The sequence below is a fragment of the Sulfitobacter sp. AS59 genome (assembly GCF_038899995.1).
GTDB lineage: Bacteria > Pseudomonadota > Alphaproteobacteria > Rhodobacterales > Rhodobacteraceae > Sulfitobacter.
Genome location: NZ_JBBMQK010000005.1, coordinates 55,932 through 80,495, shown reverse-complemented (window position 1 = coordinate 80,495; position 24,564 = coordinate 55,932). Strand labels below are relative to the sequence as shown.

Genomic DNA, 24,564 nt, shown 5'->3' with positions numbered 1-24,564 from the left:
CAGATCGCACCATCAAACCTTGGGACCGAACACCTAGGATCAGGCTGACTGCGAATGCAGCGTCGGATTCACTAAGAATAGACGTGAGGGCCTTCCTCCCTGCGCCTTCACTATTGGGTCAACCGGACGGATACAGTCGCCTTCCTCCAGCATCGTCAAGGCCGGGTCTAGCTCAGACTTAGTGCCTAGTTTCTTGCGGCCAATTTTCATGACTTCACGAGAAGTAAATCGCTCCCATCCCTGCTCGCGTATGAGCCCTACTAGCTGTCGCGCGGCGCTCTCAACCTTTGTTATTGTAGCGTCTGCATAGGCCCGCTGTGCCATAGGCAATAAATAGGTCTCGATCAGATGTGCAGCACGTCCAAAATGTTGTCCCAAGATTGAGCGCGGTTGTTCCCCCCCGTCGGATGCCCAATCTAGAAGGGCAAGCAATAGCGCTATGCGTGCGGTCAGCCCCGGGAGTTTGCCTATAAATGACAACATTAATCCATCTGCCTTGCATTCCAATTTCTGCACCGTCAGGCGAAGCTTATCCATATGACCACAGGCTTCTTGAGAAAACGGAATGAGCATCGGCTGAGCTTCTGCTTGTTCATCGACTACAAAGTCGAGCGTCAAAAGTTTCTCTAGGACGCCTTCCATCATCGTTTCATCCACCCAAACTTCGGGACGTCGCACAGGGGCGGGATCGGGCCAGATGGGCAGGAAGCGCCCCAGCAGCCCATCATCATCGGTTTTGAACAAGAGTGACTTTAGTCGAGCGGGTTGAATGCCGCCCAACACGCTAATTGAAAGCCGTTCGATCGTAAGTGGTTCGCGACCGATCCGCTCAACAGTGAAACCACGGCCACCGAACGCCTCAAGCCAAAACGGTCGGTCTGTTCCACCCCCCGCATAGCGCTGCATTCCCTCGAGCCAGCCCGCCAGTTCATCGCGCATTTGCAGCGTACCCCGCGGTTGGCGCTCTAATATGGTTCCCAACCGTTCTATTGTTCCATCATTTACAATCAGTCGCGGAGCATGAGGGGCAGCGCCGATGTTGCAGCCTTTGGGCTTCTCTGGCGGCGTATCCCCTGCTTTTATCGCTGCCCTTGCGGCTTCCTTCCACGTCTGTTCTATCAGACGTGCGACTTCGGATTTTTCTGACCATTCGGCCAACTCTTTCTTAGCGTTATTGCGTAAAGTGCGCTCGGCCTTACGAAGCGGTTGAATCGCCGCATCAATTGCCGGACTTTTTCCCGCGCTGGGCAAGCCGATACACATGGCCCAGATGATAGGTGGTTCAGTCCATCCTGGCCAGATTTGCGCCCAGCGTGTGTTGCCGATTGTTGCGGCCGCAGTTGCAACCATAGCGGCGAAGACATAGTCGGCGGGGGCACCCTTGGATTCAGCTGCGTCTTGCACCCATTTTGCTAGTCGTGGCCCCAATACATCACGGAGGGGTAGTTTTGGAGCTGGTAAAAGTTCAGTTTGCAATAAACGTTGGTTCGGCTCCGGCCATGAGGGAGCAAATGGGCTTTCTTTCATGGAGTGAATCTTCAAAACTCGGTCCCTTCTAGCAAAACATCGTTGAAGTCGCGGCCAGTCCCTGGGTCCAAAATTGAAACTTTCCAACCCAATGCGTGCGCCCGTTCTGCCAATCCATTTGCCGCCTTGCGGCCGGGTACATCTCCATCCTGAGCGATAGTAAGTTGGGCGGGTTTTTGGGGAAGACCTAGTCCACGGATCCCGCTCGTGGAAAGCGCTGACCAGACGGTTGCGGGCCCATTCAGAAGCCCACAGGAGAGCGATAGGCCTGTCTCTATACCCTCTACAACAACAAGGCGGGTAGAGCCTTTACCCAGCCGTACGGCTCCGCCTTGCGTTCCACCCAGCATTAGCTTGTCACCACCTTCCAACCCGGCTTTTCCTGAGCCATCACGAAGCAAGAAGGTCCGATGCACTGCAGGAAACGGTACACCTTGCACCGCAGCGACCATTGCGGGCCAGCACTGGGCAGTGGGCCCGTGCCACACATTTGGGTGAAAGCGCAGCGCCTCTGGTAAATGGCAAGTAATGCCCCGAGCTTCACGTAGGTATGTTTCTGCCAACGTTCCTGATATCGGCTTGGCTTGCTTCCACAGCCGCTTTGCCAGTTCAGCCTTGCGCTGGGTCTGCATGCGGAGGTCTTCATCGCGTTTGGCTATTTCAACTGCGCAGGATTTTGAATTGTAACCTACGTGAAAACCAGCCGCCGAAAGAATGTCAGTGAAGGCGCAGCCTGCGCGCTTGCAATGCGCAAGAAGCTGCCCAGCGCGACCGGTGGACAGCGTCAATGCATTTTGCCGTTTGAGCATTTCAGGCTGGCAGCAAGGGCAAGGCGCAGTTCCGTAGGTTTGATGCCACTTCCCTCCCAACGCCCACGTTATTTCCTGTGCATTAGTCATTGTAGTTTGCCTTTTGTGCAATGAATAAGTCCCGCAACCAACTTGTTTGCCGCGGGGACAGCGGACGTCCTTTCGTCAAAGTTTGTTTCACATTCTGCACAAAACTGATTTCTCGGTACGTTAGCCGTGAGAAGGAGTTGGCCAGTAGCCAACTTGCCATCATCAAGAGATCAGGGTGTTCATGGAGGCTTTGGTTGTTCGGGTGAACAGGGCGTGGCACTTCGGACAGGCGTGCTGCTAAATCGTGAAGGTCCAGTCCAGCTTTGTCGAGTGTGCGTTTAATCGCATCCACGGTCGCAATCACTTCGCCGGTAGCCTCAGACGATAGCTTGGGAATAAGACGCTGCAGCCGTACGTTGAGTTCGGGGGAAAGGTTAGCCATTGCCTGCACCTCCCGCGATTATGGATAGTTTTTTTGCATGCATTGAGCAGCATTTCGCGCTCCAGCCCCATCGTGCACTATTTTTTCCCCATGCCTGGAAGCCGGAGAAAACGCTACGGCTTTGGTTCACCGCAAACACCATTGCACACTGTGGAACTGATCCGAAAAATGTGTTGGATACGTACTGGGTTGGATTGCTTTTCAGATCCGCTTTTTGTAGTATAGAAAAGCTCGCCGCATTCGCATGGCTAAGCTTTTCATCCCCGGTCGCGCCCGCCAGCGCACCGGGGTTTTTCTGTTGAAACATTTAGTTAGACGCTGGATCGCGCAATTCGCGCAAGCGAGTATCGATGTCTGCTTCAAGCCAGTAAAGCTTGCCACCCAATTTCACACCCCGCGGGAGGCGGCCCGCTTCGAAATCAAGATAGATGGCTGAGCGCGAACGCCCACCCAGTTTGGCGCGGAGTTCGGTAAAGGTGATGTATTTCATATTCCAGCTATCCTTATATGTGTTGGATAGCTCAAATCTGATGTTTCTTGCGCAGACTGAAAATTGTGATATAAATTTAGAAATTAAAACACAAGGAGCGCGCTTGGTTCCATTTGTCGCGACCCGTTTGTTCTGTTTGCTGGGTTTCCGGATGAAGACTAGATATTTCTGACCAGCTTGCGCCTGCTTCTCGGGCATCGAGCGATCGCAGATAAGACAACCATTTCTTGGTATGTCTACGCACTTGTAACGCTTTTCCATGGCGTTCTAACTGAAATGAAATGAGTATCTCGCGAGCGACTTTTACCTGCTGGTCGATCGGCTTATTAATGTCAAAATTGATCGCCAGCTCATGTTTTTTGAGCGCAACTGGGAAGTACCTAAAAGGCGCGGCTGACAAAGCTGTTATTCTTTCAGTCGAAACGGAAGGTTTCCCTATCGCCGACACTTCCGCTCTCTGAGGAACGCAATACCATTTGTCGCTGTCATCCTCGTCGAAAATGTCGACTTCGGGTATTCTGCTGCCGTCTGTAATCTTAAAGATTTGATACTCGGCTACAGGTTTGATTATTCTTGAAGGCTGATTGCCAACTCTGGGGTTAGGAACAGAGATATATCCGAAAAGGTCGGCGCAGTTTGGGGCGGATACCCCAAAACCAGGCTCCGTAGGCAGCCCCTCGAAGCTAGAGTTTGTGATATTTGGGTTATTCTTCATCGCTTGATTTGACCGGTATCGTGTTTCGGCATGATCATCAAAGAACTCCCGGAGATCTTCTCGACGTCTGAAAAACTCCCATCGCCAGCGATCTAGGCTCCATTCCTTTACATCACCATAGGCTTCTTCGTTGCGCCAATCTGGAATGCCCCAGTCATTTAAAGCAGGGAGCGTTTTGTCAGTTTTGTCTGGATCGTCCGGTCTCTTTTCTTGCCCTGTCATTTCAGCGACCCCAACTGCCTGAGTTGTCCGTGGCCGCCTGTGACATGATCCGACCAACGTTCGGCCAGCTGCCTACGTTGTTCGAGAAAATCGGTTCTGCGATAAGCCCGTACTACACTGGAATCGACGAAATGCGCGATCATCGCTTCGGCCACTTCATGCGGGGCATCTGTAGCTTCGGCCAACCAAGTACGGAGCGACGCGCGGAAACCGTGCGGACGCGCCTCCAAACCGTGCCTTTCCATATGCCGCGAAAGCGTCATATCACTGATCACTCCCCCCCTAGTATTTGGGAAGAGAAATCCGTTGCGGGCATGTGGTCGCGCAAGATCAATCAAGCGTTTCGCTTCACTTGAAAGCGGCACACGGAAAGCGGGTGTCGCACCTTTGCGGCCCTTCATGTCTTCACCTGGGACCGTCCAAACGTCGTCTTGAACTTGGTCCAAACGCAGAAAACGTATTGGTTTGGATCTCGCGCCTGGGTTCAGGATCAGTAACCGCAAAGCAAGATGGGTTAGCGTCGGTTCTTCCAGGCTGTTATAGAATTTGGGTATATCTATCCAAGCCATGGATGGAATGTTCTTTGCTACGTGCCGTGATTTTCCCAGAAGAGCTTTTGCTTTTTCGGGCGCTTGCAAATCAACATCTAAGCCCAGTGCTGCCGCATGGCGCAGTACAATTGAAAGTCGGTTTAGTGCCTTGCGCGCCGTGTCTGCCTTCGTGTGCCAAATCGGGGCCAAAGTGTCTCGAATGTCACGTTGGTCAAGGTCCGTAACGGGTACTTTTCCAAGCTTTGGTAAAACATGAATATTGAGAGGTGAAAGCCAGCGTCCTGCTGTTCCATCACCCTTCAGTTCGGCCTTACGTGCTTCGAACGCGTCAGAAGTAATAATCGATAAAGATATCTCTTCGCGTCGCACAGCGCGACTTTCGGCCTCACGTTCTTTAATTGGGTCTCGACCCATTGCCGCCAACATGCGCCACCGGTCACTGAGCTTGCGGGCGTGGGCCAATGACAGGGCGGGGAAGCCACCGAGGCCCATTTCCCTTCGCCTGCCATGAACCGTCACGCGCAACACCCATTGCGCGCCACCGTCATCACGCTTCACCAACCAAAGCCCAGCGCCATCGCAGTGTTTACCAACGGGTGCACCCTTCACGAATTGAGCTGAAAGTCTATTGGTAGCCCGCATTTTATGTCCCCCGATTTATCCACCCTAAGGTAATGGATGGGTACGGACAGAACAAGCCAAGTCGAGACACAGATAGCTATATTTTAAGGGGGATATGACTATGACTGTACAGATAAAAACAATTAAAAACATGTGGTTAGTGCCGCCCCTGGGCACCATTTCATTTATAAAACCATTTAATTCCAAAGACATAGTGCTTGAATTTGTCCCACTTTTTCGACTTCTGAATGTCGGTGGGACACTTTTGTTATTCTAACTCACTACTCATACGGCTCAAAGCGCTTTTGGCGCGCAGCTTTTGAGATGCCGCCCGCGTATATCGTACAACCTCTTTGCTCGTGCGATGACCTGTAATCGCCATAATCTCTTGTTCAGTGCAGCCAAGTTCGGCCAAGCGCGATGCTGCGGCTTTACGCAGGCCGTGGACCGAGCAATGGAACAAGCCAGCTTCATCACACCATTTGCGGAAACGGTTTCCAAAGCCGTTAGATGTGAAAGGCTTATCGAAGGCCGTCGAAATGAAGGTTGTTCCGGCCGAGGGCGTGACGTCGATCAATCTTTGTAGTTCTTGGATTATAGGTATTTCGAGGTGAACTGGCTTTGTTTTGCGTCCCTTGTACTGTCGAAAAACCAGCCAGCCGTCTTGGACGTGATTAGGACCGAAATTGACAAGATCGGACCGGCGCTGTCCAGTGTAGAGGGCGAGGCCAAGCGCGAGGCGTGCCATCGTACCGACCGGATGGGTGGCTTCGTATTTTGCCACTTCAGCTAGGGTCCATGTGTGAAATCCTTCAGGGTTTCCTCTGAGGTATTCGACCTTTTCAGCGGGATTGCCGTCGTGATGATCATAGTTGATCGCAAAGCGATAAAGCTGCCTGACCGCTTTGATCATCCCATTTGCTGCTTCTGGAAATTCAGACATATCGTCTCGGCGTGCGCGTATATGTTTGGGTAGAAGTATGGCAAACGGCTTAGAGCCGTCTTTGTTGTTCAGGCAAAATTTTTCCAAAATCGCGCGGCAAACTTTCTGTGTTCGCGGATCTAGGCTGGTGAACATAGAACTCTTGAAATATTGTACGCAAAGCCAGCGAATACTCGTTCTCTCCGGCTCCTTACAAACCTTCTTTTGTACAGGCTTTCGACCATCGACAGCCAAAGCTTTCTGATAGTCTGTAAGAAATTCATCCGAGCCGTAAGGGTCGCGTAGGCGCGTTCTCACACCATGACGACGGAAATAGATCCGCTCGTTCCCATGACGATCCGTGTCGATCGCAAGATATTTAAGGCGACGTGTCATCAGCGCGGATCAGTCCCAAGGGTTGTCAGAAATTGTGTTGCAACCGGGGAGCCGATCAAAATAGCTATCGAGCTGACGAATGTCCCAGATTCGACGACCGTCGATGCGCCTTGCGGGCGGCATGCGACCATCCAGGACCATCTGGTCGAATTTTGACGTGCTGACACCGATGTATCCGGCTGACTCTTCGCGAGAGAGGCCGCGCTTGGTCGGGGTTGGTACCGCATGTCGTGTATTGTGAATATGCTGGTGCAGTGTCTGAGCGTTCATTCTGAACACCTGTCGGTTTGCGAACGAATTGCGCCGGCAAAATTGCGCGCGTCGGAATGAGACTGGTGCGTGCTCTGCCCTATGCGATGGGACAGGTCAGATGTATTAATCAGCATTTTCCAACTTCCTTTCGGATTTTGGCCCAAGCATGAGATGCATAGTCCTGCTCGCAATCGCTACGGTAAGCTTCTCCAGATCCTGTTGAAGAGTGACCAAGCATTGTTTGAATGACGTTTGCTGCGGTCTCGGGGGTATGCCGGCGCATGTGGTCAGCAAGCAGCGTGCGAAGGTCGTGTAGTGGAATGCCAACCGCCTCTTTGAACCTCAGCGAAGGCCACTTGGACTGGTATGCTTTGTTGGTTAGCGATAGCCAGTTCGTTCCAATGCACTCATTGTATCGCAGGGATGTGAGGCGCTGCGGTCGACCACCCAGAATGTGCTCATCAAGGGATTCCGCGACCTCTTGCCAAAGCTTTCCGGCTCCCGTCGATTTCTTGGTTTTTTCTTGAAACCAATTCAGGGACCATTCGCCAGTAATTGATCTGGTGAGTTCTTTGCCGATGACCCACCGTGACATGTCACCTGTACGTGCAGGCATATTCAATGCCACAACGCAAATGGCAGCGGATTGGAGTGCTTTTGTGCGCTCAAATGAATGACCGGGCGCGTGAACTGCTACTTCGCGCAGTTGGGCGATCACACGACCGATGTGAGTGTAAGCGCCGCGCGCCATGAGACCGTCTATGCGGGAAAACTTCTTCTTTTCTTGACCTTTGGAAAGGCAGAGCTGGTTCTGACTGACGAACGCGAGGCCAGTCAGACCAGCGGGATCAGCGCCTCCATGCCGTCCTAGCATACCAAGAGCATTCAGGTAATTTGCAATAGTTATCGGTGAAAGACGCTTTTTCTGCGCAGTCAGGACTTTCGCGATTTCGTAGCCGGTAAGGAACGACAGATCATCCGACAGCCCATTTTCAGAAACGACATCTGCGCATCGGCTAATCGAAGCGACATAGCGCTTTAACGTTTTGGGTGTAATATCCGCACTACGTAAACCGATTAAAAAAACTTGCCAGGAGGCTGGCCAGTGCGTGATGTCGAACTCTACGTGAGGCCGTCTGTTGGCAGTGTTATTGCGCGCTGCACTGCCCTTAGGGCGTTTGGATACCCAGTCGGCCTTCACGCTAAGCGCCGCCGCTGTCGAAACCTGTGGCGCATGTGCTGCGAGAGTGCGCAGCAGGAGCCTGAATGTCGATTCTGACGCGCATGCGTAGCGGAAGCTGCTCGCAGATGGTGCGTCCAGTGGTTCCCCTCTAGATGCTGCAATAACGAAGAAACGGTTGATAACCGTAGCGGCCCCAGCTGGTAAGCTGTCATGGGCTTCCAAAAGCGATTTGCGGATTGGAGCTGGCGTCGATGAGAGGCGAGCTTCTAGGATAGATTTCTTCATCAATACTGGCCTCCGGTATTTTTGAACAAACTGGGGTATTGCGCCAGCAGCACACTACGGACCGCACTTGAAGCGCTCTCGCCGCTATCCTTGCCATAATGTTTGCGTACAGTTGCTTCGGAGTCTGCAAGGACCGCAGCAGCTTTGGCGAAGTTTCCGGGCTCTTTGGCGAGCACCAGAGTGGCTATCGCATGTCGGCAGGAATGAGGTGTAAGTCCAAGCCCAATTACCTGATCGCCCTTCGCCCACAATTCGGCGAAAGAAGCCGGCGACATAGTTCCGTCGGGTAGAGTGAGGCCGTTCTTAACAAGCCGCGGCGTGGCCGCGCCGGGAAACAGATAGGGGCTGTCATTACAGCCTGACAGCTCGATAAGTCGCGGGCGGTAGATATTCTGCCAATTCCACAAGATCTGGGCATCTTTTCCGACTACAGCGACCCTAATCGTCCGTTCATTTTTCGTTTCGAGAGAGTTGAAACGAATTTCGGCATGTTCGCCGTCCTTGAGCCAGCGGAGGTTCTTGCCCAGGTGCGGGGATAAACGATGGCGCAAGGTAATCAGATTGCGCGTACGCAACGGGCGGGATAGTTGGATCGCATAGAGCGCGGCGACAGCATAAAGACGCAGAGCGTAAAGTTCGTGGAGCTTATTATTTGTCTCTTGCGCCGCTCTTAAGACTTCGCCGGCTAGGTGAGTAAGTGCGGTAGGTGCGTTAACAAATCGCGCAGCCAAATGTGGATTGTGCTGAAGCGCTGTGCAAATGGCATCGGCATTGTCGGTCATTTCGCGTTGTTTTATAATATAATCTTTGTAGGCTGCAGAAAGGACTTCGATGTCAAGCACCACCGCTTCGGAGCGGAGGCCATACAGAGCTAGTGTTTTAAGGCTGACTAGGCGATTGGCCAACGTGCAGCTCTTGTTAGCATCTTTAAGTTTTAACGACGTGTTTGACCGGGTAATTTGGTCGTCAATCGCGCGCCGGATGATATCTCGATCAAATAGCTGCTGTGGATCTACAAGTTCTGTGAGTGGGTGGAGAGTTGCATAGGCTCGGGCAACCCAAGTGATCGCTGCGCGATAGGTTGCTTTCGCCGCTTCGTGGTTCTTCGAAATATGCTTGCGACCCATAGTGCGGTCGGTGACGAACTTGTTGATTGCCTCAGATGATACTCCGTCGGTCATCATCTGCTTCGCCCTTTGTGCAAGACTTTCTGGGGTCACCAGGGTTTCTGCAAATAACGCATCCACTTTCTCGCGGAATTCGGGCGTGAATTCGCTCCACTTCAAGCGATATGCGCGTTCGCGACCAGAAGGGACTTGCAACTCGGTAGGCGGTAGAAGACACCCGATCTCCGGCCACTTGCTTTGCCCATCACGGAGCATGTTCAGAGCCTTGATCCCCTTCACCAATGATCTGCGGGTTTCAGGAGTGCTCCCCTCGACCATCTGGTTGACCTCGGCCTGATCAAGGTTAGCAAGTGGCACTCGGGACAGGCGACGCAATGTATAGATGGGCAGATGTTGGCACGTTGGCAGATCGGCACCACATGCTGAAAAACCCTCGCGATCTTTGACCGCTTCAATTAGTTTCAGGAATGATTCTGAGACGTCGATGCAAAGATTCGGCTTCGATCCGCCGAACTTTTTGAGGCAGCTCCGCAGTCGAGAATTACCGCGTTTCCGCGCAGCTTCAATGTTCGACGCATTCGGCACACTTCCATAGGGAGTAGGGGCGATGCTCGTTTCAAAGTAAAATAAATCCGCTGGTATCGCTGAAAGGTCTTCTTCGGTAATCCCAAGACGAGCTGCGATCTTTCGCAGTTCGTAGATGGTGTCGCGATGCAAGTTAGCATCAGTGGCCCAAACGACTACATCTGCGATGGTCGCGCTGTTGGTATTAAGTTCAGAGGTCTTGTTAAGCATTTGTTCTCCTTTTTGGTGCTGCTTAGGCGTCGCCGCGCTGTGCGGCGACGGCTGAGAAGCACTATTAAGTGGCATTAAAAAAGTTTGGAGAGAGGCGGAAAGCTGTCGGCGTTTCGCACATTCTGACGGGATTCTTCCGAATTTCGCACAAGCGGTCCAAAACATAACGCCGATAGATATTTGGTCCCGTTTGTGCGACTGTCGGAAGATGGTGGCCCGTGTCGAGGTTTGGCTTTTTTGGTTGTGCGAAGCTTGGCGATCATTGCAGCCACCAACTGTCTCTAACAGCCACACCGCGCCCGAGGTGCCATTCAGTAACGTCGTGCGGGTTGCAGCGCACGTTGCTGAAAACGTTACGCGTAGGCATGCCGTTTACGATCCAGCGCTCTACAGTTCGAACACTGACCTGAAAGTTAGTGGCGATTTCAGACTTTGTAAGAAGATTTTCTTTGTAGCGTGTGCTATTGGAGGCGCGCGGCATTTTGGCGCTTTCGCAAGACCATAGGTCGACCCATTCAAATCGGTATTCCCTTCCAATCCGAATGGCGTTGATATCTTTCCCAGCGGCTTTCCTGCGAATTGTCGCGCAACTCAAATTAAAGTGCTTTGAAACCTGTTCGACCGTCAGCATTGGCTTCCAGTGCCATCGACCGTAGTTAATTTCGGCGATATGCCTAATATGTATTTGAAGAACATTTATACCCTCTGCATTTGTTTCTTGTGCAGAAGGCAGGTTGGAAATAACCGCGTTCTGCGATCTCTCCAATAATAGATAAAGTTTTCAATAAATTTAAAGTTTACACCCTTTCGAAAAAATGAGGTGAAGTGCCCCTAGTATTATAGACGCTTTCTTCCATAAAATTAAGGCAAGAAGGCGATTATGGGGAAGCCAAATTTCAGTAAAGGCTTCAAGCGTGATGCTGTGTATGCGATCGCGGTACGTGGATATCCTTTCAACAGCAGCGTGATGTCCTACCACTGGGGCGGAGCAAAAGTCGGCCAATTGTTAGCGCGCCTTGGGACGTGGCGCGTTTGATATCTTTGACGATCTTCTCGCCAGGGCTCTTCGTTATCTTTCTCATCGTCCACTCCTTGGTGGCTACGATGAGCAACAAACCCTCTCTTAGCAAATGACCCTATTTGGACCCATAAGCGCTGACGTCACACACCCTGAATAAGCACCTAAATAGGCCGCTTCCGAAGTCTGACCGGGCTAAGAGATAGTACTTTGGCCGCCATTTCGAATATTATGCCATCTATATTATTATTTCGCATCGGGATTCTTTGATCCGTATTGACGAATTTACTTTGTCCCTGTGAGGGTAGCCACTTTTCCAACAAACGTCATCAACAACGGCCATCTCATGCCTTAATGACAGAATAGTGTATGAACATTACGCAATCTACCACCTAGGAGGTTTTCCTGGGAACACAAAACCTACCTTAAAGCCAAATGGTCGACAGACCTTTACAAGTGTTTCTAATGTTGGGTTTGCCCTACCGTTCTCGAGCTCGATAACTTGTTTTCGTGTTAATCCAAAATGGTAAGCGAAGTCTACCTGGGTCATAGCAATTGCATTACGCATCTCTTTGACTGCATCCGGCAGGAATAGATCCCCTTCGCAAGCTCTTATGTGCAACTTCGTTCGACGTTCGCGAATGATGTCCTTTGGTACCGTCTTTTGGCGGGGCATAATATTGTCTCCGATGTGGTTCTCATGTTACTAAGCTTTTCTGTTTAGGAATCTTGAGTAGCTAATAAGACTAAAATTAGTATGGAATTTCGTTGTTAAGCTCGAACTGCACCCTGCATGGCAAATGTCATTATGGAAAAAAATTAACTGGTCGAAATATTTATTAATTGTTTTTAGTCTTCCACTCATTTTATATCTATCGAGCGGACCGAAACTTTTGCTAGTGAACGGTCGCATTATGATATTTGATTGCGTCGAAACATTCTCCGAGTTTGAAATTATCAATCCCTTTTGCAGAGCGCCATCAATCCCTGCCTCGTCGACACCCTACCGAACCACATAAGGTGGAACGGCAGCAAGACGCTCGGACGGGTACTCTTACGAGTTAGTAAAATTTAAGGCACGGGCACGAATCACTCCCATTTTGGGAGTATTTGATGGCTGAGCTAAGCGTGCTTGTCTAGGACGTTTGTGAAGTGGTCCTGCTTTTTAGGACAGTTTTGCGGCTTTGACCTGCTACCCTGAATTGACCGTCGTTTGGGGTTAGCCTGTTCTCCAACTGAGGAGACAGACGATGAAAAGAAGCCGTTTTAGCGAAGAGCCGATCATTGGGATATTGAAAGAGCATCAGGCGGGGCTTGGTACGAAAGAGCTGTGCCGCAAACATGGGGTCAGTGATGCGACGTTTTATAAGTAGCGGTCCAAGTATGGCGGCATGGAAGTATCTGATGCGAAAAGGTTGAAGGCGCTTGAGGCTGAGAATGCCAAACCTAAGAAGCTATTGGCTGAACAGATGACGGATGTCTCAACCCTCAATGAAATGCTGGAAAATTTTTTTTGGGGCACGGTTCAAGGCGACGCGCTGTGGATTGGGCCATGACTGAGAAACGATACAATCAAAAGCGAGCCTGCGCCTTGGCTGGCATCGATCCACGTGTTTACCGACGTGTATCAAACCGCCCAGCCGATACCGAGTTGCGAGGGCTGCTGAAGAAACTGTCGTCTGAACGCGGCGGTTTGGCTATCGTCGTTTGCACATATTGCTGAAGCGGGAAGGCCGGCAGATGAACCATTGCCCGGCAGGGTATCGCGCAGCAATGCACGAGAGGGTGAAAAAAACTGTATCGGATCTACCGCGAAGAAGGGTTAACAGTATGTAAACGCGGCGGGCGCAAGCGTGCCGTGGGTACCAGAACGCCGATGGCGATCCCGCAGGGACCGAACCAACGGCGGGGCTTAGACTTTGTGTCTGACAGCCTGCGTCATGCCCGTAGACTTCATCGCCGCATGGCATACCGACTTCAACGACCACCGCCCACACACAAGCCTCCCTGGCTTGACACCGGCAGAATATGCTAACCGGTCAAAGAAAGACCAAAACCTGAACAGAGCTAACCCAAATTAGCGGACTCAATGGGGAGCAGGTCACTTCGCACGCTGTCCGAATTTGCCGGACCACTTCACTCTTGACCGCTACTTCAGAATGTCCCATCTTTAGCCTATGACTTTGACCCCACATACCTCGTACCGAATATCCTGAATTCGGGATTTCCCTCGTTAAATCGCGTGGGAGGGCACAGGTGTGGCGATGGGACTTATAAACCTTTTTTTGCGCCAGATTAGCGTATCTGCGAGGGTTCGAGTCCCTCCCTTCCTACCATCTCTTGGTTTTCATCGACTTCTTCTATGGGCACCCTTTCGTCGGTATCGGGCTGGCACTGAATAACGAAAAAGCATTATTGTAAATTGTCTGACGTCAGCTTCTATGGGTCCAAATAGCGATATATGATAAGAGAGTGTTCTTGGAATATCTTAACCACTGAGTAGTGGAAGATGAACAGACAGCTGGAGCATGTAGAAGCCCTGGCGACGGACAGTCCGCCTTTCATGGCCCCGCCCTACCCGTTCAGTAAACTAAACGTTCTGGGACAGTGTGAGACCCTCCATGTCACATTGCTAGTTCAGCTTCGAGATATTGACGGACACGGATGATCGTAGGTAGTCCGCCTGCAATCATCACCGTTATTGCCGGTTGACCCGCAAAAAACGCAGCGCGGTTCGGTAGCCGGAGCCAATTATAGCAACGTGGCTTGGTGAAGATCGTGCCGAGTGCGACGTGGATCCCTATTAGCGTACCTGCTCGCATACTTTGGTCTTCAGTTAGCGGCTCCTCACAGTGTCCCGCTTGGATTCTACTCCACTTTTCGCGAGAGACGCCGAGGAGCTCAAACGACTGCTGCTCGGTGAGCTCCCAGCGGGTAAAGAGTTTGGGAATGGCGCACAAAATTGCCTGTTTTTCATCCGAAGTCATCATATTCGCCACCGTCTCACCTCAGGTTCTCAAAATCACGCTCTGTTGCATTAGGAACAAAGCGTGATTTTGAGAACTGTATTAGTAGCCTCTGACTGCGAAAAGCCTGCACTTATAACCAACCCGATACCGGTCGTTAAAGGTCTTGGCATTGACTTGCTCATGATACCACTTTGCCCGCCGCACGATCACTCTTGGTTCTTCTTGTGCCTCCAAGACTCTAGCAATGGAGCATTCGCGTAGATGTAGAATGGATCTTCAGTGACGTGACCTGATTTGCTCAGAAGATGTGCAAAGACGCGTGGAATATTGGACTCTTCTGAACCCAAAATGTCTTCTATGCCGCGTCGTCCTCTTTTCGTCATCTGAACCGTCCGACCGGAGCGTTCGGACTTGCTTGACGAGCGAAGGGCGACGATCAACCCCTTCTCCAACGCAATGGTGCCCTGTTTTTTTGACAATCTGCCGAACCAAACAAGGTGAAATGGCAGAACGACGCTCGGGCGCAAGCTTTTCCGCGTCAGAAAAATAGTTGAATTGTACACGAATCACTCCCATTTTGGGAGTATTTAGTGACTGAGCTAAGGGTCCTTGTCGAGAAGTTTTTGGGGCAAGCACGTTGGCAGGCGCAGTTCACACAGATGCATACAGGTTGCTACGGCAAGAACTGGCCGGGTTGCGGCTGGCGGCAGGAATGTCGCAAGCCAAACTTGCGGAAGTACTTGGCAAACCAGCATCTTTTGTTGCGAAGTACGAGCTGGGCGAGCGGCGTCTCGATGCAGTCGAACTTTGCGTTATTCTAAAAGAAGTCAGGGCGGATCCTGAACTGTTCTTTGAGAAGCTATTCGAAGCCTCGCCAGATAAATTATAAAATTGCACCAGTTTAGGTTACTTTCAAAGCCCAACTACCGATCAGGCATCTTTTAGGGCCTCTTCCGCCTACGCTGGTATTGCCATGCCACTAGTCGTTCTGCTGACCAGCTTGTTTGCGCCGCTTCTGGTGCAATTGGTTTGAACGCTTCTCAACTCACTACTTTTGGGGAGTGCGGTTCGGAGTAAGGGCTCTTGGGATCTGCCCACCATCTCGAGCGCCGCGATAGTCTGGAACTCTATCGGCCCTTTGCGGACTTCCCCGCCCCTCTTCGATGCCGCGCTGCAGCTTTCGCTTAGCTGCCATTGTGTGCAACATTCCAAATAGAGGCTGAGCCGACGACCCGACCCGCAAACCATTGCCTGCCGGAGCGCTGGCTCTCCGATTCTGCAGGGACGAAGCGCCGGTGATATCGTGCCCAGGAGCGTCGCTGACATCGGGCAAACGCGCCGATGCCATGGGCACAACAGAATTGCCGCGAACCAGCCTTTTTTTCAGAGATCGTGCTGTCCACGGACCAAAGCTTACCCCAAGAACCCACGCCAAAGGCTGCGCAAAGAGACATGACTGGCAGGAGCAGAACCCAAGGCATCGCTCTGGCGGATCAATCAGCTTCAGCAAAATGCCTTGACTGAGAAGAGCGCATTACCGGAGGCTGGAGCCCATCGCTGCCCCGCACACATATCTGAAAATGAGCAGCGTCCTTGCAAGCATGCGAAAGCGCGGTGCTGTCGGCATATGCCTACATCAATTGCTCTGTATGTTCTTGCGAAGCCCTGACACCAGACCTCTCGTTCACGACCGTTGCCACGCCCTGAATTTTGTAAATCACTTCGTAAACAACACCACTGAACTTTCTGACAACCGCTATGCGTCGCGCCTCGCGATCCAGTCATGGTCCGGGTGGTTCCTGAAGCGCCAGTTCCTCCGCGGGCCGGCCATGACGTTGAGATAGTACATCTCGTAGCCGTAGGGCGCGCCGCAGGGATGGTGCCCCTTGGGGACCAGAGTCACATCGTGACTTGAGACCGACATGGTTTCGTCCAACGCACCGTCTTCTGTCCAGACCCGCTGATGGCCATAGCCCTGATCAGGGTTCAGCCGGTGGTAATAGGTCTCTTCCAGGTAGGTCATGTTGGGGTAGTCGTCCTCGTCATGCCGGTGGGGCGGATAGGACGACCAATGCCCTGAAGGCGTGAAGACTTCGGTGACCAGAAGGCTGTCGGCCACATCGCGGTCTTCCATTGCGATGTTGTTGATGTAGCGCGTGTTCGTGCCTTTTCCGCGTTCGGTCAGGGTGATGCCATCCGGGCCAAGCTTTTTCGCCTCGTGGCCCGAATGCCCCGGTGCCGTACAGACGGCCAGCGTGCAATCGGTGGTGGCGACCGCCCGCCAGTCGCTGCCGTTCGGAATATAGAGGCAATGCGGTGGCGTCTTCTCAAACACGCTCATCCGGTCGCCCATTTCGCCGAAGTCGCGACCTCCGGCTGACAGTTCAGCCCTGCCTTCAACCAGCACCAGAATAACCTCTCGGTCACCCGTCGCCTCTGCCGCCGTCTCACCAGAAGCGAGACGGTAAAGGCCGAATCCGACATACCCCCAATCCGGACTTTTCGGCCCCCTGGCGCTGTCGACGGTGATGTCGTGGACTTTGCCACTGGTGCCGTTGGGGTGTCTGAGTAGGTCTGGCATGGGTTCGTTCCTTGCTTTGGCGGTCAAAATGTCAGCCGATCAGGCCGGCATCCTTGGCGAGGGCTTTCAGAGTCTTCAGGCCAAGTGACTGATACTCAAATGGGCTACGCACGTCCGGATCCTGCTCTGCCTCGATCACAATCCAGCCGTTATAGCCATTCTCGGCCAGCACCTTGAGGCAATCGGCAAAGTCCACAGCCCCCTCCGGATCGCCAGGCACGGTAAAGACACCGCGCCGCACTCCTTCGAGAAAGCTCAGATGCTGCGAACGGACCTCGGCCTTGATCGGGCGACGGACATTCTTGGCGTGGAAATGTCCGACGCGGTCGATGTATTTGCGTAGGTAGGGTGCAGGATCAGCACCATTGGAGCCGAAGTAGAAGTGGCCCGCGTCGAACAGCAACTTCGTGTCCGGCCCCGTCACCTCCATGAAGCGGTCGATCTCGGCCGGTGTTTCGACCACGGTGCCCATGTGGTGGTGGTAGACCATTAGCAGTCCCTCTGCCGCGCAATGGGCCGCGACCGCCTCGACCTTGGTGCCGAACTCCTCCCACTGCTCGGGCGACAGCGAGGGGCTGTCGTGTAGCGGGGCAGAGTCGTTGCCGTGGATGGCGTTCGAGGTTTCGCAGGCGATGCAGACGGTACAGCCCATCGCCTTGAGCCTGTCGAGATGCGGCTGAATCATCGCGATCTCCTCGTCGACCGACCGGGCCAGCAGGTTGAGCGAATACCACGCCGAGATGAATTGCAGCCCGTGGGGCGCAAGCACGGCTTTCAGATCATCTGCTTTCCACGGCATCTTGTGGCCGTTCTCGATGCCGTCAAAGCCGATCTTGCCTGCCTCTGACAGGCACTGCTCCAGAGTGATATGGGCGCCGAGGGTCTGGTCGTCGTCATTGGACCAGGCGATGGGGTTGGTTCCGAAGCGGATCATGGAACATGTCCTGTGATAGGGGTGTATATGGGAATGTGACGGGCCTCAGCCCATCACGCGGGCGCGAAGCTGCGCCTCATAGGCTTTGCGTTTCTGTCGCACCTCGTCGCGCTCGGAGACTTCAGGCACGGCCACGTCCCACCAGTATCCGCCATCCGGCGTGCTGGGATAGGGATCCGTATCGATCACCACGACAAAGGGGCCATTAGCGCTCTTCGCGGTGACCAGCGCCTCTTCAAGTTCGGCGATGCTTTGCACATGCACGCTTTGGGCCCCCAGCGACGCCGCATGGGCGGCAAAGTCGATGGACGACGCGGTGACATGGTGCGAATGCGCGAGCATGTTGTTGAACTCGGCCCCACCGGTGCCCATTTGCAACCGGTTGATGCAGCCGTAGCCCTGGTTGTCGGTCAGCACGATGGTGAAGTTGATGCCCAGCATGGCAGCAGTGGCCAATTCGGAATTCGCCATCATATAGCTGCCGTCGCCAACCATGCAGACGACATCGCGGTCCGGCTGGGCCATCTTGATGCCCATGGCACCGGCGACCTCGTAGCCCATGCAGCTGAACCCGTATTCCATATGATAGCCGCCGGCACGCGGCGCTTTCCATAGCTTGTGCAACTCTCCTGGCATGGTTCCGGCAGCGCACATCACCACCGTATCAGGACCAGAGCCGCGCTGGACCGCGCCGATGACCTGCTGATCAGTCGGCAGCGCATTGCCGTCCGTGGGCGCATCAGTCAGTGGATCGACCGCCGCGAACCAGGCAGTCTTGAACGTGCCGTCCGGGGCCGTCGCGGTGAAGTCGCCCAGTGCCTGGGACAACTCTTTCAGGCCACGCAAGGCATCGCATTGCAGAGGCATCGCTCCGTGCTTCATGGCGTCATAGGCCGCGACGTTCAGGCTCACCAGTTTGCGCGCAGGGTTCCGGAACAAGTTCCACGAACCGGTCGTGAAATCCTGAAACCGGGTGCCGACACCGAGAACCAGATCCGCCGCCTCGCAGATCGCATTGGCGCTTGACGATCCGGTGACGCCGACCGGGCCAAAGTTCAGCGGATGATCCCAGGCCAGCGCCGACTTGCCTGCCTGGCTTTCAACAACCGGGATCCCGTGTGTCTCGGCAAAGGTTCGCAGAGCGTCTGTGGCCCCTGCGTAATGCACGCCACCTCCTGCAACGATCACAGGAGCCTTTGCCGCCCCGATCGCCGCGGTCACCCGCCCAAGTTCGCCCTCGTCCGCACCGATCCGGCGCTGGTGCCAGATGCGCGGCTCGAAGAAGGCTGCCGGATAATCGTAAGCCTCTGCCTGCACATCCTGACAGAACGACAGGCACACCGGGCCGCAGTCGGCCGGGTCTGTCATGGTCGCAAAGGCACGCGGCAGCGCTGTCAGGATCTGTTCTGGCCGGGTAATCCGGTCGAAATAGCGCACGACGGGCTTGAAGCAGTCATTCGCGCTGATCGTGCCGTCGTTGAAATCCTCAATCTGCTGAAGGACCGGGTCGGGCCCACGATTTGCAAACACATCTCCCGGAAGAAGGAGAAGCGGCAAACGGTTCACATGTGCCAGCGCAGCGGCTGTCACCATGTTCGTGGCACCCGGCCCGATCGAAGAGGTCACCGCCATGGCACGGCGGCGCCCCTGTTGTTTGGAATAGGCGATGGCAGCGTGACACATCGTCTGCTCGTTGTGTCCCCGATAGGTCTGGATCGCGTCCCTCTCGGCGTAAAGCGCCTCGCCAATACCAGCCACGTTGCCGTGACCGAAGATTGCCCAGACACCGCCGAGGAAGGGCACACCATCCTCGTTCATCTGCACGCAGAGATATTTGACCAGCGCCTGGGCGGCGGTTAGCCTGATGGTTTTGGTCATGCGGCGTTCCTTTTTACATCTGCGCGAGCGTCGTCCCAAAGCCTGCACAGCCGCGTGTATTTGTCGGCCATGTCGCGCACAATCTCGGCGTCCGGCGTGGTACCGGCCATATACCGCTCTGCCGCTGCGCCAAAGATCGTGCGCCCGACGGCAAAGCCTTTGGCCAGCGGATGGCGCGCCGCGACTTTGAAGCTGGCCGCCAACGTTTCCTCATCGGCCGCCAGCCCCAGAACGACGATGCCCCGAGTGTGGGGGTCATTTCTGGTGATGGCATCGCAAGCGTTGGCCCAGGCGGCATCGGTCGTCATCGGTTCCAGCTTCCACCAGTCGGGATAGACACCAAGATCGTAGAACCGCTGGATGATCGTCGCGGTGGTGTCATCATCAATCGCCTTGACTTTGGACGGGATCACTTCAAGCAGGAATTCCAGCCGGTTGCGCCGCGCCGCGTGGAACAAACGTATCACAACGGCTTCCTGGTCTGACTTCATCTCGGACGTATCATCGGGGTGATAGAAGCACAGGCATTTGACCACGTGATCGAGCGGCCATTCCGACAGTCCGCCGAAATCGGGCCCGATTTCGGGCTCAAGCGTCAGCGGGCGCGAGCCAGGCCACTCGACCGGGCGGCCGATCCACAGTCCTTGCCCCGCCGCCTTATAAAGCGCATCGCGCCCCAATCGGCTGTCACACAGCAGGCCATAACCGGGGCGGCCGTCTGCCACCTGATTGCAGGCCTCAAGGCACAGTTCCTTGAACGCTCCGATCTTGGCGGGCGTTGCGCCCTCCAGACCCTCAAGCTGCATCCGGTGGTCGAAGGCAAAGACCCGCATCGTCGACCAGTCACCCTTGCGGTTGGTCGCCCAGTGGATCTGCTCCAATTCGCCGTCCTTTCGCAGGGCCTTGTCCTTTACCCCACGGTCCAGAAAGAACTGAAGTTCGGTCCAGGACGGATAGGCTGGTGTGCAGCCGTGGCGTGACACGGCGAAGGCCCCGCAGGCGTTGGCGTATTTCAGGGCGGTCGGCCAATCTTCATCGTCCAGCCAGCCCTTGAGAAGACCAGACATGAACCCGTCGCCCGCACCGAGCACGTTAAACACCTCGATCGGGAAACCTTGACCGGCGATGCCGTCGTCCAGACTGTCGGGGATCGCATTTTCGAAGGCCACGGCCCCGGCAGCGCCGCGTTTGCAGACCAATGTGGCATCCGAAACGGCCCGCACTGCGCGCAGGGCCGCGATGGTGTCGGTGGTGCCGCCTGCGATATGAAATTCTTCCTCGGTGCCGACGATGAGGTCGAAATGGTGCAGGGTGGCTTGCAACTTATCCGTGACCGCTTCGGAAGCGATGAAACGGTTTTCGCCGTCACCGTGTCCCGAAAGGCCCCACAGGTTGGGCCGGTAGTCGATGTCCAGCGCCGTGCGCGCGCCATGTTTGCGCGCCAGATCCAGCGCCTTCAGGACGGCGGCTTCGGTTCGCGGGTTGCTCAGATGGGTGCCGGTCACCACGATGGACCGCGCACCAGCGATGAAATCCTCGACGATATCGTCTTCGCATAGTGCCATGTCGGCACAGTTTTCGCGGTAGAATATCAACGGAAACTGTTCCTGATCACGGATACCCAGCAGGACCAGCGCGGTCAGGCGTTCGGGGTCAGTGACGATCCCGCCGGGATCGACACCTTCGCGCACCAGTTCCTCACGGATAAAGCGGCCCATATGCTCGTCCCCAACGCGGGTGATAAGAGCCGATTTAAGACCCAGACGAGCAGTTCCGGCGGCGATATTGGTGGGCGAACCGCCAATATATTTCTGAAAGCAACCCATATCCTCAAGTCGGCCGCCGATCTGCGCACCGTAGAGGTCGACGGAAGAGCGGCCGATTGTAATCAGATCAAGCGACTTGGCCATCAGATGGTCCCCCCGAGCGAGCCTTCCAGAGACGCCAGTTCCTGACCACCGGCCATCAGATCCTGTAACTCTTCTGCCGTAATCTCTCCACGCGCCGCTGTGCCAAGGGTCTTGCCCCGGTTCAGCACCGTGAAACGATCCCCCACTGCCATCGAGTGGCGCACGTTGTGGGTGATGAACACCACCCCGACGCCCTGCTTACGCACCCGGTCGATCGTCGCCAGCACGTTCGAGGTCTGCCGCACTCCAAGCGCCGAGGTCGGCTCGTCAAGGATCAGCACTTTGGCACCGAAATGCACAGCGCGGGCGATGGCGACGGTTTGACGTTCACCACCCGAAAGGGTACCGACAGCCTGATCGGGACCGCGCAGGTTGATGCCCATCTCGCGCATCGATTCTACGCAGATTTCGTTGGCGGTCTTGATGTCCATTCGCTTGAACAGTCCGCGTCCGGTCGTCGGTTCGCGCCCCATGAAGAAGTTGCGTGTGACCGACATCAGCGGGATCATGGCAAGATCCTGAAACACCGTGGCAATCCCGGCTTCCATGGCATCTCGCGGGCTGTCGAAGTTCATCGGTTCGCCGTCCAGCGTGATTGAGCCCTTGGTGGGCTTGTGCACGCCCGACATCGTCTTGATGAAGGTCGACTTGCCTGCGCCGTTGTCGCCCAGAAGGCAGTGGCATTCGCCGGGTACCACGTCAAAGCTTACGCCGGCCAGTGCGATGATATTGCCGAAATGCTTTTCGATGTTTTCCATGTGGATGATAGGTTTGGTCATATCAACGCTCCCCCGTCACGCGCTTGCGGATGTAGTTGTTGAACAGTACCGCGATCAGAAGCATGCCGCCCAGGAAGACCTGGAACCAGTCCTGGTCGAAGTTGGTGTAGCTGAGGCCGATGACAACCATGCCAAAGATGATAGCCCCGAAGAAGGCACCGATGGCCGATCCGTATCCGCCGGTCAGAAGGCATCCGCCGATGACAGCTGCGATGATCGCCTCGAATTCCTTCATGAAGCCGCGGCGGGCGTCAGTGGACCCCGAGTCCATCACGGTGATAATGGCTACAAGGGCGGCACAGCATGCGGTAAGCATGAAGAGCGAGATTTTAACGCGGCGCACAGGCACACCCGAATTCGACGCAGCATCGCGATCTCCACCAGCAGCGAAGATCCAGTTGCCGTAGGGCGTGCGCAGCAGGATGTAGGTCGCTACCAGAGCCAGAGCGATGAACCAGAGAATCTCGACCGGTATGCCTGGCACCTTGGGCGCTCCGTTCTTAAAAGTCTCGACAAGGCCGATTTTGGCCAACCAGGCAAACAGCACCGTAAAGGCATCCCCCGAGAACAACGGCATCAGTAAATCGTTCTCAACCGCGTCGCGCACGCCGCGCAGTTGGGTCGAACCACCGGTGGCAATTTTCAGTCCTACAAGCGATACGCCCCGCAGAATGAACAGGAACGCCAGCGTCACAATAAACGACGGTAGTCCGGTCTTGAGCACGATGGAGCCGTTCACCGCGCCGACGAGGGCCGCAAAGAGAAACGTGATCGGGATCGCGAAGAGCAGAGGCAGCCCGAAAGTAACAACACAGGCGCCAAAAATAAGCCCGGCAAAGGCGACCATCGATCCAATGGAGAGGTCAAACTCCCCGCCAATCATCAGCATCGCCGCGCCAATGGCCAGAATGCCAAGCTGGGAGGCAGGTGTCATGAAATTCATAATGCCTGAGAGCGTGAACATGGCGCTGTCGGCGGTAATCAAAAAGAAAATCGTAACAAGAACCACGCCGGCAATCGCGCCCAACTCCGGGCGCTTCATGAGCCGTGCGCCAAAAGACTCTTTTTTAAGCCGTTCGTCAGTGTCGATCTGGGCTGTTTTGGCCATGGCCGGTCCCCTCCCGCTATCTGGATTTTTGATGTTTTTGGGCCGCGACGCGGAGTGCACCGCGGCCTGTTTTACTGCCGGTGGCAGACGCGCTTAGCGAATGCCCTGAGCAGACAGCTCAACAACCTGAGCGGCCTTTTCCTGCGTGATCAGGTTGGGGCCCGATGGCACGTTGCCGCCCGGCACCAGCCCGTAGTTGGCGTTCAGCGCCAAGAAGATAACAGGCAAATAGCCCTGCAGAAATTGCTGCTGGTCAATGCCGAACGCGGCGCGCCCCTCGTCAACGGCCTCAAGAAAACCAGCGGACAGATCGAAGGTGGCAACATTGACGTCGCCGGTCCGGCCCACTGCCTCTACTGCAGCAATGGAAGGTTCACCTACAAGTGAGGCACCAAGACCCATGATCGTATCGATGTCCGGATTGGATTCCAGCGCCGCTTTAACCTTGGCTTCAACTTCGGCTGGGTCGTTCTGGGTTGGGATCACATTAACCGAGCCGCCGAACCCTTCAGAAAAGCCCTCACAGCGTTGATCAAGAGAAACGTTGCCGACTTCCTGGTTCACACAGATGCCAACAGTACCGCCCATGGAGGCCAGCTTTTCCCCGGCAGCCTTGCCTGCATCGAATTCATCCTGACCGACGTGCAACAACGCACCAAGGCTTTTGGATACATCGGACCCGGAATTCATCGAGATCACAGCAATGCCAGCAGCGACGGCACGTTCAATTGATGGCCCAAGCGCGTCAGCATCGGGGATGGAGACCACGAGACCGTCGGGCTCCTGGTTCACGGCGGCATCGATCAGTTGGCTCATCGCGACCATGTCGAACGTTTCAGGCGCGCGATAATCAACGGTCGCGCCGGAGTCCTCGGCCGCCTTGTCAACGCCGTTTTTCACGACTGACCAAAACGGATCGTTGGCCTGACCGTGTGATACTACGATGATGTCCTGAGCTAATGCCGGTGTTCCCACCGCGAGTGCGACTGCCGTAGCAGCTATTTTTACGAAATTGGTCAT

The 24,564-nt window shown here is 54.6% G+C and carries 22 protein-coding genes and 1 pseudogene; 2 read left to right on the top strand and 21 right to left on the bottom strand.

Annotated features, from left to right (window positions below; genetic code table 11):
• Positions 1-39 precede the first annotated feature (39 nt).
• From WNY39_RS12855 to WNY39_RS12795, 13 genes are all read right to left on the bottom strand, one after another.
• Entirely contained in the window at positions 40-1,542 is a 1,503-nt protein-coding gene (locus tag WNY39_RS12855) for a DUF3987 domain-containing protein (RefSeq protein ID WP_342845996.1), read from the bottom strand.
• Positions 1,539-2,426 (bottom strand): toprim domain-containing protein, encoded by an 888-nt coding sequence (locus tag WNY39_RS12850; protein WP_342845994.1) that lies wholly within the window; start codon positions 2,424-2,426, stop codon positions 1,539-1,541. The genes WNY39_RS12855 and WNY39_RS12850 overlap by 4 nt, the downstream gene beginning before the upstream one ends.
• Positions 2,419-2,808, bottom strand: coding sequence for a hypothetical protein (locus WNY39_RS12845; RefSeq protein WP_342845992.1), 390 nt, complete (start codon positions 2,806-2,808; stop codon positions 2,419-2,421). Before WNY39_RS12845 ends, WNY39_RS12850 begins: the two co-directional genes overlap by 8 nt.
• Complete coding sequence (locus tag WNY39_RS12840; protein ID WP_342845990.1) at positions 2,801-3,115, bottom strand: hypothetical protein; 315 nt, start codon at positions 3,113-3,115, stop codon at positions 2,801-2,803. Before WNY39_RS12840 ends, WNY39_RS12845 begins: the two co-directional genes overlap by 8 nt.
• Positions 3,116-3,298, bottom strand: a complete 183-nt coding sequence (locus WNY39_RS12835; RefSeq protein ID WP_342845988.1) for an AlpA family phage regulatory protein — start codon at positions 3,296-3,298, stop codon at positions 3,116-3,118.
• Between the two features lie 76 nt (positions 3,299-3,374).
• Entirely contained in the window at positions 3,375-4,235 is an 861-nt protein-coding gene (locus tag WNY39_RS12830) for a hypothetical protein (protein ID WP_342845986.1), read from the bottom strand.
• Entirely contained in the window at positions 4,232-5,428 is a 1,197-nt protein-coding gene (locus WNY39_RS12825; protein ID WP_342845984.1) for an integrase arm-type DNA-binding domain-containing protein, read from the bottom strand. The genes WNY39_RS12830 and WNY39_RS12825 overlap by 4 nt, the downstream gene beginning before the upstream one ends.
• A gap of 247 nt (positions 5,429-5,675) precedes the next feature.
• A complete protein-coding gene (locus tag WNY39_RS12820; RefSeq protein ID WP_342845982.1) occupies positions 5,676-6,725 on the bottom strand; it encodes a tyrosine-type recombinase/integrase in 1,050 nt (349 codons plus the stop codon).
• Positions 6,726-6,734: 9 nt separating this feature from the next.
• The gene (locus WNY39_RS12815; RefSeq protein WP_245764272.1) at positions 6,735-6,995 is read right to left on the bottom strand and encodes a hypothetical protein; all 261 of its coding nucleotides are present in this window, start codon (positions 6,993-6,995) and stop codon (positions 6,735-6,737) included.
• A 109-nt stretch (positions 6,996-7,104) separates the two neighbouring features.
• Positions 7,105-8,445 carry a hypothetical protein gene (locus WNY39_RS12810; protein WP_342845980.1) on the bottom strand — a complete coding sequence of 447 codons (1,341 nt, stop codon included), beginning with the start codon at positions 8,443-8,445 and terminating at the stop codon, positions 7,105-7,107.
• Positions 8,445-10,367 carry a site-specific integrase gene (locus tag WNY39_RS12805; protein ID WP_342845978.1) on the bottom strand — a complete coding sequence of 641 codons (1,923 nt, stop codon included), beginning with the start codon at positions 10,365-10,367 and terminating at the stop codon, positions 8,445-8,447. The genes WNY39_RS12810 and WNY39_RS12805 overlap by 1 nt, the downstream gene beginning before the upstream one ends.
• Before the next feature lie 259 nt (positions 10,368-10,626).
• Positions 10,627-10,998, bottom strand: a complete 372-nt coding sequence (locus WNY39_RS12800) for a helix-turn-helix domain-containing protein (protein ID WP_342845976.1) — start codon at positions 10,996-10,998, stop codon at positions 10,627-10,629.
• Between the two features lie 772 nt (positions 10,999-11,770).
• Positions 11,771-11,953, bottom strand: coding sequence for a helix-turn-helix transcriptional regulator (locus WNY39_RS12795; RefSeq protein WP_342846221.1), 183 nt, complete (start codon positions 11,951-11,953; stop codon positions 11,771-11,773).
• Positions 11,954-12,635: 682 nt separating this feature from the next.
• On the opposite strand from WNY39_RS12795, the pseudogene WNY39_RS12790 reads away from it, so the two are divergent.
• Positions 12,636-13,466, top strand: a pseudogene (locus WNY39_RS12790) (transposase).
• Between the two features lie 543 nt (positions 13,467-14,009).
• Here WNY39_RS12790 and WNY39_RS12785 read toward each other — a convergent pair.
• On the bottom strand, positions 14,010-14,375 hold the full coding sequence (locus WNY39_RS12785) for a hypothetical protein (RefSeq protein WP_342845974.1): 366 nt from the start codon (positions 14,373-14,375) through the stop codon (positions 14,010-14,012).
• Between the two features lie 616 nt (positions 14,376-14,991).
• Here WNY39_RS12785 and WNY39_RS12780 point away from each other — a divergent pair.
• On the top strand, positions 14,992-15,243 hold the full coding sequence (locus WNY39_RS12780; RefSeq protein ID WP_342845972.1) for a helix-turn-helix transcriptional regulator: 252 nt from the start codon (positions 14,992-14,994) through the stop codon (positions 15,241-15,243).
• A gap of 867 nt (positions 15,244-16,110) precedes the next feature.
• Here the strand turns inward: WNY39_RS12780 and iolB are convergent.
• The 7 genes from iolB to WNY39_RS12745 all read right to left on the bottom strand — a co-directional run bounded on the left by iolB (position 16,111) and on the right by WNY39_RS12745 (position 24,564).
• Entirely contained in the window at positions 16,111-16,935 is an 825-nt protein-coding gene (iolB, locus tag WNY39_RS12775; RefSeq protein ID WP_342845970.1) for a 5-deoxy-glucuronate isomerase, read from the bottom strand.
• A gap of 31 nt (positions 16,936-16,966) precedes the next feature.
• Complete coding sequence (iolE, locus tag WNY39_RS12770; protein WP_342845968.1) at positions 16,967-17,869, bottom strand: myo-inosose-2 dehydratase; 903 nt, start codon at positions 17,867-17,869, stop codon at positions 16,967-16,969.
• Between the two features lie 45 nt (positions 17,870-17,914).
• Positions 17,915-19,747 (bottom strand): 3D-(3,5/4)-trihydroxycyclohexane-1,2-dione acylhydrolase (decyclizing), encoded by a 1,833-nt coding sequence (iolD, locus tag WNY39_RS12765; protein WP_342845966.1) that lies wholly within the window; start codon positions 19,745-19,747, stop codon positions 17,915-17,917.
• Positions 19,744-21,657: a 5-dehydro-2-deoxygluconokinase gene (iolC, locus tag WNY39_RS12760; protein ID WP_342845964.1), complete on the bottom strand. Its 1,914-nt coding sequence runs from the start codon at positions 21,655-21,657 to the stop codon at positions 19,744-19,746. The genes iolD and iolC overlap by 4 nt, the downstream gene beginning before the upstream one ends.
• Positions 21,657-22,436 (bottom strand): ATP-binding cassette domain-containing protein, encoded by a 780-nt coding sequence (locus tag WNY39_RS12755; RefSeq protein WP_342845962.1) that lies wholly within the window; start codon positions 22,434-22,436, stop codon positions 21,657-21,659. The genes iolC and WNY39_RS12755 overlap by 1 nt, the downstream gene beginning before the upstream one ends.
• Before the next feature lies 1 nt (position 22,437).
• The gene (locus WNY39_RS12750) at positions 22,438-23,544 is read right to left on the bottom strand and encodes an ABC transporter permease (protein ID WP_342845960.1); all 1,107 of its coding nucleotides are present in this window, start codon (positions 23,542-23,544) and stop codon (positions 22,438-22,440) included.
• Positions 23,545-23,637: 93 nt separating this feature from the next.
• Positions 23,638-24,564, bottom strand: coding sequence for a sugar ABC transporter substrate-binding protein (locus tag WNY39_RS12745; RefSeq protein WP_341233500.1), 927 nt, complete (start codon positions 24,562-24,564; stop codon positions 23,638-23,640).